17 protein-coding genes are annotated in these 14,813 nt (G+C 40.0%); 11 read left to right on the top strand and 6 right to left on the bottom strand.

Annotated features, from left to right (window positions below; genetic code table 11):
* Positions 1–13: 13 nt before the first annotated feature.
* Positions 14–1,603, bottom strand: a complete 1,590-nt coding sequence (locus EHR01_RS02880; protein WP_135693882.1) for a sensor histidine kinase — start codon at positions 1,601–1,603, stop codon at positions 14–16.
* Positions 1,604–1,712: 109 nt separating this feature from the next.
* On the opposite strand from EHR01_RS02880, the gene argC reads away from it, so the two are divergent.
* Together argC and EHR01_RS02870 are read left to right on the top strand one after the other, a co-directional pair.
* On the top strand, positions 1,713–2,735 hold the full coding sequence (gene argC / locus EHR01_RS02875; protein WP_135693094.1) for an N-acetyl-gamma-glutamyl-phosphate reductase: 1,023 nt from the start codon (positions 1,713–1,715) through the stop codon (positions 2,733–2,735).
* The gene (locus EHR01_RS02870) at positions 2,722–3,318 is read left to right on the top strand and encodes a nucleoside phosphorylase-I family protein (protein WP_135693093.1); all 597 of its coding nucleotides are present in this window, start codon (positions 2,722–2,724) and stop codon (positions 3,316–3,318) included. The genes argC and EHR01_RS02870 overlap by 14 nt, the downstream gene beginning before the upstream one ends.
* Here EHR01_RS02870 and EHR01_RS02865 read toward each other — a convergent pair.
* Together EHR01_RS02865 and EHR01_RS02860 are read right to left on the bottom strand one after the other, a co-directional pair.
* Positions 3,304–3,915 (bottom strand): glutathione S-transferase family protein, encoded by a 612-nt coding sequence (locus EHR01_RS02865; RefSeq protein ID WP_135693092.1) that lies wholly within the window; start codon positions 3,913–3,915, stop codon positions 3,304–3,306. The genes EHR01_RS02870 and EHR01_RS02865 overlap by 15 nt on opposite strands.
* Before the next feature lie 53 nt (positions 3,916–3,968).
* Positions 3,969–5,129, bottom strand: a complete 1,161-nt coding sequence (locus EHR01_RS02860; protein ID WP_135693091.1) for a deoxyguanosinetriphosphate triphosphohydrolase — start codon at positions 5,127–5,129, stop codon at positions 3,969–3,971.
* A 49-nt stretch (positions 5,130–5,178) separates the two neighbouring features.
* Here EHR01_RS02860 and EHR01_RS02855 point away from each other — a divergent pair, with 49 nt between their 5' ends.
* The 6 genes from EHR01_RS02855 to EHR01_RS02830 all read left to right on the top strand — a co-directional run bounded on the left by EHR01_RS02855 (position 5,179) and on the right by EHR01_RS02830 (position 10,402).
* On the top strand, positions 5,179–5,799 hold the full coding sequence (locus tag EHR01_RS02855) for a DedA family protein (RefSeq protein ID WP_135693090.1): 621 nt from the start codon (positions 5,179–5,181) through the stop codon (positions 5,797–5,799).
* Complete coding sequence (locus tag EHR01_RS02850; RefSeq protein ID WP_135693089.1) at positions 5,800–6,282, top strand: LIC11661 family lipoprotein; 483 nt, start codon at positions 5,800–5,802, stop codon at positions 6,280–6,282.
* 169 nt (positions 6,283–6,451) lie between these two features.
* Positions 6,452–7,354, top strand: coding sequence for a TRAP transporter TatT component family protein (locus tag EHR01_RS02845; RefSeq protein WP_135693088.1), 903 nt, complete (start codon positions 6,452–6,454; stop codon positions 7,352–7,354).
* 22 nt (positions 7,355–7,376) lie between these two features.
* Positions 7,377–8,384, top strand: a complete 1,008-nt coding sequence (dctP, locus tag EHR01_RS02840; RefSeq protein ID WP_135693087.1) for a TRAP transporter substrate-binding protein DctP — start codon at positions 7,377–7,379, stop codon at positions 8,382–8,384.
* 21 nt (positions 8,385–8,405) lie between these two features.
* Entirely contained in the window at positions 8,406–9,101 is a 696-nt protein-coding gene (locus tag EHR01_RS02835) for a TRAP transporter small permease (protein WP_135693086.1), read from the top strand.
* A complete protein-coding gene (locus EHR01_RS02830) occupies positions 9,101–10,402 on the top strand; it encodes a TRAP transporter large permease (RefSeq protein ID WP_135693085.1) in 1,302 nt (433 codons plus the stop codon). Before EHR01_RS02835 ends, EHR01_RS02830 begins: the two co-directional genes overlap by 1 nt.
* A gap of 66 nt (positions 10,403–10,468) precedes the next feature.
* Here the strand turns inward: EHR01_RS02830 and EHR01_RS02825 are convergent, their stop codons facing one another.
* The 3 genes from EHR01_RS02825 to fliS are packed head-to-tail and all read right to left on the bottom strand — an operon-like array spanning position 10,469 to position 11,846.
* Positions 10,469–10,996, bottom strand: a complete 528-nt coding sequence (locus tag EHR01_RS02825; RefSeq protein ID WP_135693084.1) for a J domain-containing protein — start codon at positions 10,994–10,996, stop codon at positions 10,469–10,471.
* Positions 10,975–11,388, bottom strand: coding sequence for a flagellar protein FlgN (locus EHR01_RS02820; protein WP_135693083.1), 414 nt, complete (start codon positions 11,386–11,388; stop codon positions 10,975–10,977). The genes EHR01_RS02825 and EHR01_RS02820 overlap by 22 nt, the downstream gene beginning before the upstream one ends.
* A gap of 11 nt (positions 11,389–11,399) precedes the next feature.
* On the bottom strand, positions 11,400–11,846 hold the full coding sequence (gene fliS, locus EHR01_RS02815; RefSeq protein WP_135693082.1) for a flagellar export chaperone FliS: 447 nt from the start codon (positions 11,844–11,846) through the stop codon (positions 11,400–11,402).
* 77 nt (positions 11,847–11,923) lie between these two features.
* On the opposite strand from fliS, the gene purN reads away from it, so the two are divergent.
* The 3 genes from purN to EHR01_RS02800 are packed head-to-tail and all read left to right on the top strand — an operon-like array spanning position 11,924 to position 14,795.
* On the top strand, positions 11,924–12,538 hold the full coding sequence (gene purN / locus EHR01_RS02810) for a phosphoribosylglycinamide formyltransferase (protein WP_135693081.1): 615 nt from the start codon (positions 11,924–11,926) through the stop codon (positions 12,536–12,538).
* The gene (gene purH / locus EHR01_RS02805) at positions 12,535–14,076 is read left to right on the top strand and encodes a bifunctional phosphoribosylaminoimidazolecarboxamide formyltransferase/IMP cyclohydrolase (protein ID WP_135693080.1); all 1,542 of its coding nucleotides are present in this window, start codon (positions 12,535–12,537) and stop codon (positions 14,074–14,076) included. Before purN ends, purH begins: the two co-directional genes overlap by 4 nt.
* A complete protein-coding gene (locus EHR01_RS02800) occupies positions 14,076–14,795 on the top strand; it encodes a hypothetical protein (protein WP_135693079.1) in 720 nt (239 codons plus the stop codon). Before purH ends, EHR01_RS02800 begins: the two co-directional genes overlap by 1 nt.
* The last annotated feature ends 18 nt before the right edge of the window (positions 14,796–14,813 follow it).

Here is a 14,813-nt window from a genome sequence, read left to right as displayed (position 1 = left end):
TAATCTATGTGTTTCATTCTGCAACTGGTAAAATCACAGAGAAAGTTGTTTTCCCAGGTAGAGATTCAAATTGGATCCTTCCGTTTTGATTTTTAATGATTTCTTTGGAAACATAAAGTCCAAGTCCAATCCCCTCTCCCTGGTCTTTTGTTGTAAAGAATGGTTGGAAAATTTGGTTTTGGAGAGAATCCGGAATTCCCGGACCATTGTCGGTAATGGCAACTTCTACTTCCGAATCTGCTATCAAACTGACTCTTACTTTGACTTCTCCCGATTGGGAACTTGTTGTTTGGATGGCATTGAATAACAAATGGGACCATACGAGTTTCATAGCGGGTTCACTCACAAATATCTTTATCTGATCATCAATCTCTGTTACCAAACGACGACTCGTTTCCCAATATTGATGGTATAAAAATAAGATGTCTCGAATTCCTTCTCCCACAGGAACTTTGGTTTTATCTTTTTCTAAAAATGGCAAAGAAAATTGACGAAAGGTAGAAATTACTTTTTCAGTTCTACTGATGGCATTCGATACCAACAAATTCGCTTTTTCCATGGTTTTAAATTTAAGCCATAAATATACGAAGTCCCATTCTTTAATGTCTTCTTTTTTTAGTCCTTCAAAACTTCTATAGTCAACTCCGATGTCGATGCACCGATCTGCTAAAAAAATGAGATCTGCTTTTGGTAAAAAAGAAAATAAATTCATGATCAAATCATAATCTTCTCTTTTTTCAGTTCTTGTTCGGTATTTCCAAAACAATTGTTTTTCTTTTTCACGCCAAAGTGGTTCCTTCCTTGTCAAAAAAGACAATTCCTCTTCAAACAAAAAATCGCTCATCGATTTAATCCCTGCAAGAGGATTGTTGATTTCATGTGCCACATTGGAAGCAAGAGTCCCAAGTGTTACCAAACGATCATTTTTTAATAACAAAGTTTCTCTTTTGTTTAATTCATCAACCAACGATTTATTATTATTTTCTAATATATCTAATAAAAAAGTTACAAGACGAATGATACAGATGGTAATACTCAAAAGTAAAATTACTTTTAATATTTCTAGTGGCAAAACAATTCGATTCGGTGTTTGAGGAACTAGCCGATATCCTGTAAAAAATTCTGCGCCATTTTGAGTTGCTAAAATGATTCCACCGATATAACCAAGAGTTACAATCAGTCCCATCATGGCAGAAAATTTTCGATGTAGAAAAAACCCAATGTAGAGTTGGTATAAAAAGAAAATGGAGAAAAAAATTGCGTTTTGGATGGGAGTGGCAACCAGTTCTTTCGGATGACTCAAAATGGTTAAATAAAACCCAGAAAGAATGATTAGAAAATCTAAGATCAAAAAACTAATGACTGATAGGTTTCCTAATTCAGAAACCAGTTTGTTGCGTATTTTATACTTAGCAAAAAAAGAAGAAGATAAAAAGTAAAACCCAACAAAACAAGCAACCCAAAAAGGAGGTTTTCCCAAATTCAAAAAAGCCGCTATCACTCCAATCCAGCCAATCACCGTCCGAATGGAAATCAGGATCAAAAGTCCCTTGGACTTCATCTGATTCGAAAATTGCAAAAGGAGAGCGGCCGATGTCAGCATAACTAGGGACAAATCAATAGATCCTATGTTTTGATAAAATCAAGCCAATTCTAAAAAGAGCCATTTGACAGCACGTACCAATCCTCAAATCTTGACCTTGGTTCCCTCTATGAAACAAACAAAGATTGCAATCATTGGTGCCGGTGGTCTTACCGGAAAAGAACTCACTAAACTTTTGGCCCACCATCCAGGTTTTGAGTTGGTGCATGTCACATCAAACCAAGTAAATGGAAAACACATCCGCGAAGTTTTCCCTGACTTAAGCCATTTGCCTAATTTAGAATTTCATAAACATGAGGCACCTGTTCCTAAAGATGCGGGAATAGTGCTTGCCACTCCCAACGAAGTTTCTTTAGAAAAGGCTCCTGAGTTTTTGGCAGAAGGAAGAAAGGTTATCGACCTTTCGGGAACCTTCCGTCTCCACAACCAAAGTAAATTCGAAAAAGCTTACCAATTTCCTCATACAAAATTCGCGTTGATGGACCATGTGGTCTTTGGTTTGCCGGAACTCTTCAGAGAGAAACTAAAAAACGCAAACTTTGTTTCGAATCCTGGCTGTTATGCGACTTCTGCCATTCTACCGATTGCCCTTCTTGGGAATCTCAGAAAGGAAATCCAAGGCCCAGTGATTGTAGATGCAAAATCGGGAGTCAGCGGTGCCGGTGGTAGAACAGAAGAAATCAAATTTGCTTATACCAATGTGTATGAAAATTTCCGAGCTTATAAAATTTTAACCCACCAACATGAACCAGAAATGGAAGAGTATGGTTTTGTCGGATCGGATGAAAAAGAAATTCATTTTACTCCCCACCTACTTCCTATTTACCGAGGAATTCTTTCTAGCATTTACATTACCTTTCCAAAAGGAATCAGCGTAGAGCAGGTCAAAGAAAAATTCCAAGCAGCAACAGAGAAAGAACCTTTTATCAGGTTCTACCAAACTCCAGAAGAAGTCGAAATCAGAAAGGTGCAAAATACAAACTTTTTAGATTTAGGATTTCGTATCAAAGGAAACACTCTCGTCATTGTCTCCGCACTCGACAACTTAGTCAAAGGGGCAGCAGGCCAAGCCTTACAAAATTTAAACTTGATGTATGGTTATCCTGAAACAGAGGGACTTGTTACCGTTTAACCCTAAACAAACACTTGTTACGGGAGCTTTTATTGGAGAAATAGATCTCTTAAAAGCTTCTGGACAGTTCCCTCATTTAGATGTGATGGGAATTGGAAATTTAGAAGCGGCAGTCCAACTTTCAGACTATCTTTCTAAAAACAGTAACATCCATCATATAGTTTTTTTTGGGTCCTGCGGGGCTTACGAATGGAGTGGAATCACAATCGGATCCTTCATTTCACCAAACAGAGTGTATTCGAAAGAAATTTCTCATACCCTAAAAATTTCCAAACAAATTCCGGAATCTCCCGAGTTTTACGAGATAACACCTGACAAATCCTTACAAACCGCAGCATGCAATGCTCCCACAACCATCACTCTAATCGATTTAAAACATCCACCAGAAGAATCTTGGAAAAATCTAGAAATTGAAAATCTAGAATTGTTTGGAATTACTAAAGTTGCCAATAAATTTTCCGTAACTGTAACAGCCTATTTAGCTGTGACCAATCTTGTGGGGCAAAACGGATCCAATGATTGGGCCAAAAACTGGAAACAACTCTCCCACTCTTTACAAAATAAAATTCTATTCGTTTCCTAAAACTTCCTTTATAGTTTCATTTGCTAACACTCGTTTGATCCAATTTTCCACAGGGATTGGAAGTTTTGTTTCCATCATATCTATATTTTTGATAAAAGGAGCATAAAGAATCTCTAAAAACCCAAATTGGTTTTCGTGAAGATACTCGTTTGTTTCCAAAATCCCTTCTAAAATATCTAGATGCCTTCCGATTCGTTTGGAAGAATCTTTCATCCGATTTGTATCCCATTTTTCCTGTGGAACAAATTTTTTTGAAAAATAAATGACACTTCCTGGAAAACAGAACTCTGACTCACAACGATTGATGGCTTGGTTGAGAAGTGCTCTGGACCGCAATTCTTCCGAAAAAAAAGGATTCGCAAATGAATGTTTCTCTTCCAGATAACGAATGATAGCTGATGATTCTGCGAGTAAAAAATCTTCATCTTTCAATACGGGAACTTTCCCATAAGGATTAATCTGCAAAAATGGCCTTTTCCTATTTTCTAATTTGTCTAAAGCAATCGTTATGGTTTCATAGGGAAGATTTCTATATCGCAAATAGATATGTACACGCATACTATAAGTCGAACGGGGATGTGCATATAATTGATACATTCAAATTTCTCCAAAAATTATAAATTGAGAATACATACGATGATTCCAATCCACTAGTAAGGAAACCAGAGAATCCCTTCTCGTTTTAACTTTTCAATGGCATACCGATCCGTCATCCCAGCAATGTAGTCACAAATGACTCGTGCTCTTCCTTCTTCTTCTTCTCGGTTTCGATATGATTCAGGGATGGACTCAGGATGAGATTCAAAATGTTTAAATAACAAAAATATTGTTTCCTTTCCCCTTTCGCTCATTCGGGATACTTCTGGGTGGCGGTAAAGTTTGCGAAACAAAAATGCTTTGAGTTCTTTAAATTCGTTTTGGAACTCCGGCGAAAATTGAACCAATTTTTTTTGCGTTTGGAAGGCGATGGAAACATCCTCCCTTGAAGAAATCGAAAACTTTTGTAATTGTTCTTCAATGTGATCGATCAAATCCGATACCATTAAGTTGAGTAAAACCCTTCCAGCCGATCTTGAAAAAGAATCAATATCAAAAGAGCTGATTTTAGGAAGTGCTTCTTCCATTCGTTTCCAAATATCCAGTTCCTTTACATCGGCAAGTTCCAAAAGTCCACTTTCTAATCCATCTTCTAAATCATGTGCACTGTATGTAATTTCATCGGAACTATCCACTACCATCGCTTCCAGAGAAGGCCCTAAGTCTCGCCGAACATCGAGTAGTTCAGAGGATTCGTAATCACCTCCGTGTTTCATAATCCCAAGCAAAGTTTCACCACAAAGGTTAAGACCAGGAAATTCAGGATACCGACGTTCTAATTTTTGAACCACACGTAACGACTGTTTGTTGTGCTCAAATCCACCTTGCCCTCGCATAAGTTCTGAAAGTGCTTCTTGGCCCGCATGACCAAAAGGAGAATGCCCTAAATCATGTGCTAAGGCAATGGTTTCACTCAAATCTTCATTCAAACCAAGAACTTTTGAAATGGTTTTAGAAATCCCAGCCACTTCTAATGTATGAGTGAGTCGATTTCGAAAATGATCCCCTTCCGAGTAGACAAAGACTTGGGTTTTGTACTCCAATCGTTTGAATGCATGTGAATGAATGATACGATCTCTATCTCTTTGAAAGGGAAGTCTGTATGGATGTTCCGGTTCGAAGTGCTCTCTTTCTCCCGGATTTTTACTCCGAACAGCATAAGGGGCGAGGATTTTTTCTTCTTCTTCTAGGAGCCAGTTTCTCCCTTTCTTCATAAATCTCTTTCCTTTTTCAACGAAACCATAAAATCAGTATAAATCCCTCATGGACTTTCTACAAACTCTAGTTTCCATTTTTATGCAATACGGTTATTTTGCCGTTTTTGGAATTCTGATCCTTTGTGGATTTGGACTTCCGGTTCCAGAAGACATTTCCCTGACTGCTGGTGGTGTCATCTCCGGTTTGGGTTATGCCAATGTACATATCATGTTCTTTGTAGGGATGGCTGGAGTCCTTCTGGGCGATGCCTTTGTTTTTTGGCTCGGTAGTTATTACGGAGAGAAGGCCCTCACCCTTCCCGTATTGAGAACCGTCCTTCACCCCGAAAGATTTGACAAAGTCCGCGAACAATTCAAAAAATATGGACGTTGGGTTGTTTTTTTTGGGCGTTTTATGCCTGGACTTCGAATGCCCATTTTTTTCACTGCTGGCACTTCTAAACAAATTAGTTTCATTCGTTTTTTCCTAACCGATGGGTTTGCTGCCTTGATTTCGGTTCCTATTTGGGTCTATTTGGGGTATTTCGGGGCCCATAATTTTGATGAATTGATGGTCTGGGTTCGCAATGGACAAACTATCATTTTGGTTCTTGTCGGTATAAGCATTGCCGGACTGGCCTTCTATTGGTGGCGGAGGAAACACCGCGAATCCAGAGGCGAAAACTAGATGAACACTGCTCTCTTTTTATTCCGTTTTTCGATCCTTATTTTCTTTGGTTTCATTGTGTCTGCTTGCACAAATTACTCCACAACGGCCTCAGTACAAGCCCCTCCAACCTTAATTTCCATCACAAACAATGGAAATTCTAATTTTACCATCAAGGTAAGGGCCCAAAACCCGGAGTTTATCTTCCAAGGTTACCGGATTTACTCCGGTGCCACGGAAAACTTGGCCCAAAATCCAACAGACCTCAATATGGGGGATTCCTGCATTTTAGCCCAGGCAGCCATTGTCCAACCCCTCGAATATACTTTCGAAATTGATCCTTCCACAAATCCCAATACCACAGGTGTTTCCTGTCGCATTTTTTCCACCCTCACTCCCGGAACCTACATTGCAATGCGGACCCTGGGTCTTTCTGTGAATTTACAGAATAGCACCAGTTCGTATAAGGTTTCCATGTCTTCCAATGCTCTTATTGTCCCTTAAAATAAAACTTTCTTGCATTTAAGTCAAATGCGTGTATTTTTTTCCGGAATCATGGGAATTCTTTGGGCTTTTTTAGAATATTTCTAAAAATTTGCCCCAAACTAGGAACTTGAGGATACAAATAAAAAGGGATCTTTGGTCCCAAAAAATCTTTGGAGGATGATACAAAATGTACCAAACAAAACATTGGTCAAAAATCGCAATCGCAACTCTTGTTCTCGTTTCTGTTGTTGCTTGCGGAAAATCAAGACAAACCAAAATCTCTGACTCAAATGTAGAGCGAGCGACAACCCCAGCAAAACTTCCAGCTGACCTCGAAAAACTTTGGAAGAACCGTCAAAACGAACAAGACCTAAGACTAGCCCTTGTTGGTTTAGAAAAATTTGCCGCTGAGAACCCACAATACTCTGACGTAAAAGTGTTACTCTGCCGTGGAAACTATCTATTAAGTGACGGACACCTTTGGTTAAAACTTACAGGTGATTCGGATGTAGACGAAAAAGTGAAAGAAGAGTCCATCCAATATTATGATGCTGCCGTGACTTGGTGTGAAGCAGCCCTTGCATTGAATCCAAAATTTAGAGACAAGGTAGTCAAAGAAAAACTGGCAATTGAAAAATCCTTGGATGTTCTTGGCCCACAAGACATCGATGCTCTCTACTGGAGATATGCATCCCTTGCAAAATGGTCTCGAATGGTAGGTTTTACCACATTACTAGCAAACCGTTCCAACTTTTCTGCAATGGTAAATCGAGTGAAAGAAATCGAAAAATCCATGGGAAAAGAATATTTCTACTCAGCAACTCTTAGATATGATGCAGCAAGTAATGCTCTATCTCCTACAGGAGATAAAAAACTCGCAGCCAAACTTTTTGAAGAAGCAATTGCAAAACACCCGAACTACTTCGCGGTCCGAGTTTTGTATGCTGAAAGTAGCCTTAAAGGAAATGAAGACAAATTCAAAAAACAATTGGATTTTGTTCTGAAAGGCAAAGCAGCTTCCCTTCCAGAAATTGAAGCGGATCAAATTGTAGAACAACGTAAAGCAAAGAAATTACTCGACGAACTATAATCAAGTTTACTAGGAGAACTAGATGTTTTTAAGACAATTAAAGTATTTAGTTTGTGTAAGTATCACCCTCACCATCAGTGGGGGTTTATTTGCCCAAACAACCGTTAAATTAGCAACCGTTGCACCGGAAGGATCTCCGTGGGCAAACGAACTTGCTAAAATCAAAAAGAAAATTGAGTCGGAATCACAAGGCCAAATTAAATTTAAAATTTACCCTGGTGGACAAATGGGTGGAGAAAATGAAATCCTCCAACAAGTGATTCGCGGGAAACTGCAAGGTGCTGGTCTTACAGCAGGGGCTCTTGCAAACACTGTCAAAGAATTAAACGTATTAGAAATCCCATACCTTTTTAACTCTTATGCACAGGCGGACTGTGTTCTTGACGACCACTTACAAGAAGACTTTCGTAAACTTTTTGAAGCAAAAGGTCTCATCTTTGTGACTTGGGCTGAAAATGGATATCGATCTATTGGAACAAAATCCGCTCCTGTCAAATCTCCTGATGACTTAAAAGGAATCAAAATCCGAATCCAAGAATCTCCAGTTCATATTGCGTATTGGAAACAATTGGGTGTGAGTGGAATTCCGATTGCCATCCCAGAAGTTCTTCCTTCCCTACAAACAGGTGTGGTAGAAGGATTTGACAACACTCCTCTTTTTACTTTGGCAGCAGAATGGCAAACAGCGATTAAATACTTCACTTTAACACGCCATATCTACCAACCAGCAGCCATCCTTTATTCCAAAAAGTTTTGGGACACTCTCAACGATGACCAAAAGAAAACTCTTATGGGAGAAGGAAACAAACTTGCTCCAGGGGCAAGACAAGCAGTTCGTTCCATTGAGAAGAACATGATTGCCACTTTGAAAAAAGCGGATGTCCAAGTTTATGAACCTTCTAACGCTGATTTGGCGGGATTTAAAGCAGCAGCAAATGCCGTTTCTGGCCAAGTAGTAGGTAAAATTGGAGGTCAGTCCAAAATGATCTTCGACAAAATCCAAAAAGCAAAAGCAGCTTGCGGCGGATAAGTTAAGGAAGGATATAGATACATGAAATTCGTCGAACGAATTCTAAATACTTTGAGTTTCGGCGAGAAATGGGCGGGAGGAATTTGTTTCCTTCTGCTCACTCTTCTCATGATTGCTGACGTTTCCAAACGAGAGGTAATCGATAAAGTTTTCAATTGGGTAATGGATGTCACAGAAGCCTATCCCAATACCAGTGTTGCCGGTTTTGTCGGCGACTGGAGTGTTTACATTGCAGAATCCATTCATGGTGGGACTGCAGGATTTTTAGAGTGGTTAGGCCTTGGTGGAATCATTTGGGCACAAAAACTTTCCCTCTATTTTATGTTATGGGGTGGTCTTTTCGGATCTGCACTCGCCAGTGCCAAGGGTTCACACCTACGTCCAGAAATTGCAGATAAAGTATTACCAAAGGCGATTCTACATTACGTAAAAATCATCGAACAGTGGGTGATTGCCTTATTCTTTTTATTCCTAGCTTACTTATCAGTCATTTATGTTCTAGAAAGTATCAGCTTAGATGAAGTAAATCCTGTAACAGAAATTCATCTATGGAAAGTCCAAATGATATTTCCCTACATATTTCTCTCTATGGGTTTTAGACATCTCTGTTATGGAATTTTTCCGGCACTCATTCCTTCTGATATCAATGAAGCCACTGAGGCTTTGGAACTTGCGGAAAAAGAACTTTCCGAATCGAATTCACGGGGGAATCACTAATGGGTTCTTGGGGAATACTCCTACTCTTACTCGCTTTAATTTTACTCAGACAACCACTCATTGTACTGATGGGTGCCATCACGGTTTATTGTTATTACTTTTTACCAGATCCACCTCTTGAATCTTTACAAGAACTCAATAGTATCATTGGAGATTTGTTCTTTGCAGGTGATAAAGAAATTCTTCTAGCAATTCCTCTTTTCATCATCGCAGGAAATTTGATGACCCATGGAAGTATTGCAAGAAGGCTCATTCGGATTGCCCAAGCGATGACTGCACCCATTCCGGCAGGACTTGCGATTGCAGGTGTATTTTCATGTGGGATCTTTGCAGCCATTTCTGGATCTTCACCGGTGACACTCATTGCCATTGGTGGACTCATGTATCCTTCTCTTACAAAAGCCGGATACCCTACTCAGTTTTCAATGGGTCTACTTGCTTCTGGAGGAACACTTGGGATCATCATTCCGCCAAGTATTCCTATGATCGTATATGCAATTATGGTGGGAGTTTCTGTAACTGATCTTTTCATTGCAGGGATTGGTCCTGGAATTTTACTCATGACACTCCTCATGATCTACTCCGTGTTACGTGCGGGAAATGTGGGTCGAGGAAAATGGGACTGGGCAGAAATTCGTACTGCTTGGAAAGAAGGTGTTCTTGCCCTTCTTATGCCTGTGGTCATTCTCGGAGGAATTTATTCTGGATTCTTCACGGCAACAGAATCAGCAGCCATCGCAGTGTTTTATGCAATCCTTGTGGAAGTGTTCATTCATAAAGAACTGAGTTTCCCTAAAATTCCAAAAATTATGGCAGAAAGTGCTGAGATGTTAGGGATTCTATTCCTCATCCTAATCCTTGCAGTCAGTTTGAACAAGTTCATGATCGAAAACGAAATTCCACAAAATCTCGTTGCAACAATGTCTGAACTCATTTCAAGCCCTGTGACTTTCCTCATCGGAGTAAACGTTTTGTTACTCATCGTGGGAATGTTTATGGATATCATGAGTGCAATCCTGGTTCTTGCACCGCTACTGGCACCAATGGCCGTCAACTACGGAATCAATCCAGTTCACTTCGGAATCATTATGATTGTGAACTTGGAAATTGGTTACCTGACACCACCGGTGGGTGTGAACCTATTTGTAGCTTCGGGAATCTTCAAACAACCGTTAGGGAAAGTCATCCAATCAGTAGCACCCATTGTGGGACTATTTCTGATTGGTTTGATCCTCATCAGTTGGATTCCAGACATTTCTTTAGGATTATTGGGTGGAGAGGCAGCAGCACCTTCACCGTAATTTCTAAACTATCTTTAAAAAGATAGTTAAAAGGGAAAGCCGGGGTTCTACTCCGGCTTTTTTATTTTAACTCCACCAAACACGAAGTCGATCTAAGGAATCTTTGGCATCATTTGCCCAAAGGCTAGATGGATGTTTTTTTAAAATCTCTGCATAAACAGAAAGGACTGGTTCTAAGTCTTTACGCAACTGCACAAGTTCCTTATTCAAACTTTCTGAAAGTTCAATGGGATGGAGGTTTCGTTTTTCATAATAACGTAAAATGGCCTCTGTTTCTTTTTCTTTGGCCAATTTATATTCATGAAAGACGGGATCTTTGGAAGGTTTTGTTATTGGAGGAACTTCCGAATCTCCACGAACCTCACCACTCACCAAGAGTGAAAAATCATCTTCTGGATGGATGAGGAGATGGTCCTTTAAGGATTCGTAATGTTTGTTTAACTCCAAAAACATCACATCACTGGTAAACTCACCAGAATCTGGATGGTATTTTTTGGCGAGTTTATGGTAGGATTCTTTGAGTTCTGATTCGGTAAACCCATCACTAAGGCCTAAAAAATGAAGGGAATCATTTAACAGTAATTTTTTGTCCATGAGAGGCCGGAGGACTGGATCAAATGCGATTTCAATCGCCGTTTGATACTGAATTCCCAATATTCTTTTTTACTCTCATTCATTTCAAAAACAAGCAATTCTTGCACTTTTTGTTGGAGGTTTCTTGCTTCATCCAACTTTGCAAAGACAGTTTCTGAAATGGCAATTTCTTCTTCCGTATAAACTTCCATCTCTTGCCTTTCCCAAAGTTCCCGGTCCACTGCCTCTAACTTTCTAACAATGATTTCATTTTTAAATTCAATCTTCACTGCGGAATCGGCATCACGATAGGAAAGTAGTTCCTCTTCTCTTTTTAAATTAGAAATAAGAGAATCGAGTGCCTGAATTTTTTTTTCAAGAAGTTGTTTTGTGGAATGTTTGGAAGAAATCATAAAGTTTTTCATTAACCAGTGATGGAGATTCCCGTAGGACGGTTGCCAGGAGCTGTGTTTGGATTTGGAGCGTCTTTTTTTTCTAACTCTTCCCAAGAGATTTTTAACTCAATTAGGATTTTGATACACTCTTCAATGATCACCTTATCCTTACGCATATTGGCTTCTAACAATCTTTTCTTCAAATAAACATATAATGACAGAAGATTATTTGCGACTTCTTTCCCCTCTTCCATATTGAGAGAGAGCAAAAGTTCCGTAATGATGTCTTGGGTTTTGATGATATTGTTGTTCACAACATCATACTTTCGGGGAGTCATATTGTCTTTGGCCACACCAAGGAATCGGATGGCTCCGTCAAAAAGCATCACGATTAGTTTGATTTGGCTAACGGTAGATATCTCATTGGCTTTGTATTCATTGTAAGCAGAGGCACCGGTTTTTCTCGCAAGCGACATTTTTTTCTCCTGAGTATTCCCATCGACCAAAAAGGATACTTGCTTAATGACCCAAGTGAATATTCTTAGAATATCACATGGGAAAAATAAAACGTGTAGTTTTTTTGGCCTCGGGAAGAGGGTCCAATTTTACCGCTTCTGTCGAGTACATTCGTAAAAAAAAGCTAAAGCTTGACCTGGTGGCCCTTGTGACAGACAATCCGGAAGCAAAGGCTCTAGGGATTGCCAAATCCTTTGGAATCCCTACAAAAGTCATTCCCTACACCAGCTATCCCCAAAAGGTCGACTACCATAAAGATCTGCTGGGGGAAGTGGAAACCTACTCTCCAGATCTAATTGTGGCCTGCGGTTATATGCGAATTCTGAAACCAGAATTTGTGCGCCGGTTCCAAAGCCAAATCATCAATGTACATCCAAGTCTCCTACCCGCTTTCCCAGGCCTCGATTCCCAAAAACAAGCCCTGGACTACGGGGTCAAGGTTGCAGGTTGTACGGTTCACTTTGTGGAAGAAGGTGTGGATACGGGTCCCATCATTTTGCAAAAAGCGATTGCCATTGCCCCCGAATGGAATGAAAAAGAACTATCCCTTGCAATCCTTGCGGAAGAACATAAAATCCTTCCGCTCGCTATACAACTGTTTTGTGAAGATAAATTAAAAATCAAAGAACGAAAGGTAGAAATCCTAAAATGATCGAAATCAAACGAGCACTCGTATCCGTATCCGACAAAGCCGGAATTACAGAAATCTGTTCCTTCCTCGCCAAAAACGGAGTGGAAATTCTTTCCACAGGCGGAACTTATGATGCCCTCTCCAAAGCGGGAATTCCTGTGAAAAAGGTAGATGAGTTTACTGGTTTTCCAGAGATCCTCCACGGCCGAGTGAAAACCCTCCATCCCAAAATCCATGGTGGCCTTCTTGGTGACACAACAAACCCAGACCATGTCAAACAAATGGAAGCGAATGGAATTGTTCCCATCACACTCGTGATTGTGAACCTTTATCCTTTTGTCAAAACAGTCATGAAACCAGATGTAACCCTTGAAGATGCAATCGAAAACATCGATATTGGTGGACCATCTATGCTTCGTTCGGCGGCAAAAAATCATAAAAACGTTGTGGTTCTTACTGACCCAAAAGATTACGAGTCTTTCCAAGCAGAGTTTACGGCAAACAAAGGAAAAGTATCTCGGGAAACCGCCTTTCAATATGCAGCCAAAGTTTTCTCAGAAACTGCATCTTATGATTCTGCGATCTCCACTTTCTTTAATAAAAAGTTAGATATCAAATACCCTGATAAAATCACTTTTGCTTTTAACAAAAAACAAAAACTCAGATACGGCGAAAATCCACACCAAGATGCCGCGTTTTATGAACCGCTATTTATCAAATCACAGTTTGAAGCCTTACAAGGAAAAGAACTCTCCTTCAATAATATGTTGGATTTTGACGCTGCTTTTCATGTAGCAAGCCTTCTTCCCAAAAATGCAGTTTCGATCGTAAAACATTTAAACCCATGTGGGATCGCTTTTGGGGAAAACGTCCTTGAGTCCTTTGAACTAGCGAGAAAAACAGATCCAATTTCTGCTTTCGGTGGAATCATTGGAATTCATGGTCGCGTGGAAAAAGATGCCGCAGAAGAAATCACAAAAAACTTTGTAGAAGGTGTGATTGCTGAAAGTTTTTCTGAAGAAGCACTCGAAATTTTCGGGAAAAAACCTAACATTCGTTTGATCCCTATTGCAAAATTTGATGAAGCCTTGGATGAACTTGATTTACGTTCTCTCCACCACGGACTTCTCATCCAAAATCGTGATTATGATCTCATCACAAAAGACAAACTAAAAGTGGTCTCGAAAAAACAACCAACCGCAGATGATTTAGAAGGTTTGATGTTTGCTTGGAACTGTGTGAAGTTCATCAAATCCAATGCCATTGTTTACACTGACCAAAACTCAACGCTTGGAATTGGTGCAGGACAAATGTCTCGTGTGGACTCGGTGGAGCTTGGTGCCATGAAGGCCCAAAAAGTAGGACTCTCGGTTGTTGGTTCTTATGTGGGAAGTGATGCATTTTTTCCCTTCCGTGATGGAATTGATTCCATTGCCAAAGTGGGTGCAAAAGCCATCATCCAACCAGGTGGATCCATCCGTGATGAAGAAGTCATCCAAGCTGCTGACGAACACGGACTCATTATGGTCTTCACTGGAATGAGGCATTTCCGTCACTAATGGAATTTTTTCTTTTCCTCCTATTTCTCGCCTTCTTTTGTTTGGTGACTGCGGTAATTGTTTATTACGTAAAGATTCTATTCTTTTCTAAAAAAACCAATTACCGCAGAGAAGAACTAACTGAGATTCGTGGGGATGTGTTCCGCATCTGCCTGGATGTTTTGGAATCAGGGGGAAATTTAATCTATGGGTCTGGGGCATTTTTCGGAAGTGCCCTTTTTGTTTGGCTTTGGTCTCTTCTGGGTTCCGTCCTTGGTGAAAAGGGGCCTGGGCCATTTGAACATATCTTTCATATGCCCATTTTCTTTTTGGCACTTTTCTTTTCCTTTCCCTTCTTAAAGGAGGCTTACCGTGGAGAGCGTACTTTGGCACTCGCCAAACCCACCCTTTCTGGTCTGGCATTAGGAAATTTGGCTGCGGGTGCCGTACACTATGGTCTCGACCGCGACCTTTTCTTTTTGTTTTACTTACTCCTTGTTTTTTTACAAATTCCAGTCCTTATTTTTCTTTGGAACAGGGAACCTATCTTCGGTATGAGTTTTGAGGAAAGTAGCTCTTCCTATTCTTATGAGTCAGACGATGACTGGGGTGCACCTTCAAATTCTACTACCAATCCGGAAGAAAAAAATGTTTGGGAAGAAGAAGAGGAAGGACCATTTACCAATGAGGCAGACGATTTTGGTTTGGGAGATGACCCCTTCCAGGATGATTTTAAGTAAGAAACAGGTTCTCTTTTT

The organism is Leptospira mtsangambouensis (assembly GCF_004770475.1).
GTDB classification, from domain to species: Bacteria; Spirochaetota; Leptospiria; order Leptospirales; family Leptospiraceae; genus Leptospira_A; species Leptospira_A mtsangambouensis.
This window is presented reverse-complemented; position numbering and strand designations above follow the sequence as displayed.

Bases quoted from the DNA above. Each gene is read 5' to 3' on its own strand.
- EHR01_RS02825 (WP_135693084.1), bottom strand. From the start codon at position 10,996: ATGGACAAAAAATTACTGTTAAATGATTCCCTTCATTTTTTAGGCCTT.
- EHR01_RS02835 (WP_135693086.1), top strand. From the start codon at position 8,406: ATGAAATTCGTCGAACGAATTCTAAATACTTTGAGTTTCGGCGAGAAA.
- EHR01_RS02860 (WP_135693091.1), bottom strand. From the start codon at position 5,129: ATGAAGAAAGGGAGAAACTGGCTCCTAGAAGAAGAAGAAAAAATCCTC.
- EHR01_RS02800 (WP_135693079.1), top strand. From the start codon at position 14,076: ATGGAATTTTTTCTTTTCCTCCTATTTCTCGCCTTCTTTTGTTTGGTG.
- EHR01_RS02850 (WP_135693089.1), top strand. From the start codon at position 5,800: ATGAACACTGCTCTCTTTTTATTCCGTTTTTCGATCCTTATTTTCTTT.
- EHR01_RS02845 (WP_135693088.1), top strand. From the start codon at position 6,452: ATGTACCAAACAAAACATTGGTCAAAAATCGCAATCGCAACTCTTGTT.
- EHR01_RS02820 (WP_135693083.1), bottom strand. From the start codon at position 11,388: ATGATTTCTTCCAAACATTCCACAAAACAACTTCTTGAAAAAAAAATT.
- purN (WP_135693081.1), top strand. From the start codon at position 11,924: ATGGGAAAAATAAAACGTGTAGTTTTTTTGGCCTCGGGAAGAGGGTCC.
- purH (WP_135693080.1), top strand. From the start codon at position 12,535: ATGATCGAAATCAAACGAGCACTCGTATCCGTATCCGACAAAGCCGGA.
- EHR01_RS02865 (WP_135693092.1), bottom strand. From the start codon at position 3,915: ATGTATCAATTATATGCACATCCCCGTTCGACTTATAGTATGCGTGTA.
- dctP (WP_135693087.1), top strand. From the start codon at position 7,377: ATGTTTTTAAGACAATTAAAGTATTTAGTTTGTGTAAGTATCACCCTC.
- fliS (WP_135693082.1), bottom strand. From the start codon at position 11,846: ATGTCGCTTGCGAGAAAAACCGGTGCCTCTGCTTACAATGAATACAAA.
- EHR01_RS02830 (WP_135693085.1), top strand. From the start codon at position 9,101: ATGGGTTCTTGGGGAATACTCCTACTCTTACTCGCTTTAATTTTACTC.
- EHR01_RS02880 (WP_135693882.1), bottom strand. From the start codon at position 1,603: ATGCTGACATCGGCCGCTCTCCTTTTGCAATTTTCGAATCAGATGAAG.
- EHR01_RS02855 (WP_135693090.1), top strand. From the start codon at position 5,179: ATGGACTTTCTACAAACTCTAGTTTCCATTTTTATGCAATACGGTTAT.
- argC (WP_135693094.1), top strand. From the start codon at position 1,713: ATGAAACAAACAAAGATTGCAATCATTGGTGCCGGTGGTCTTACCGGA.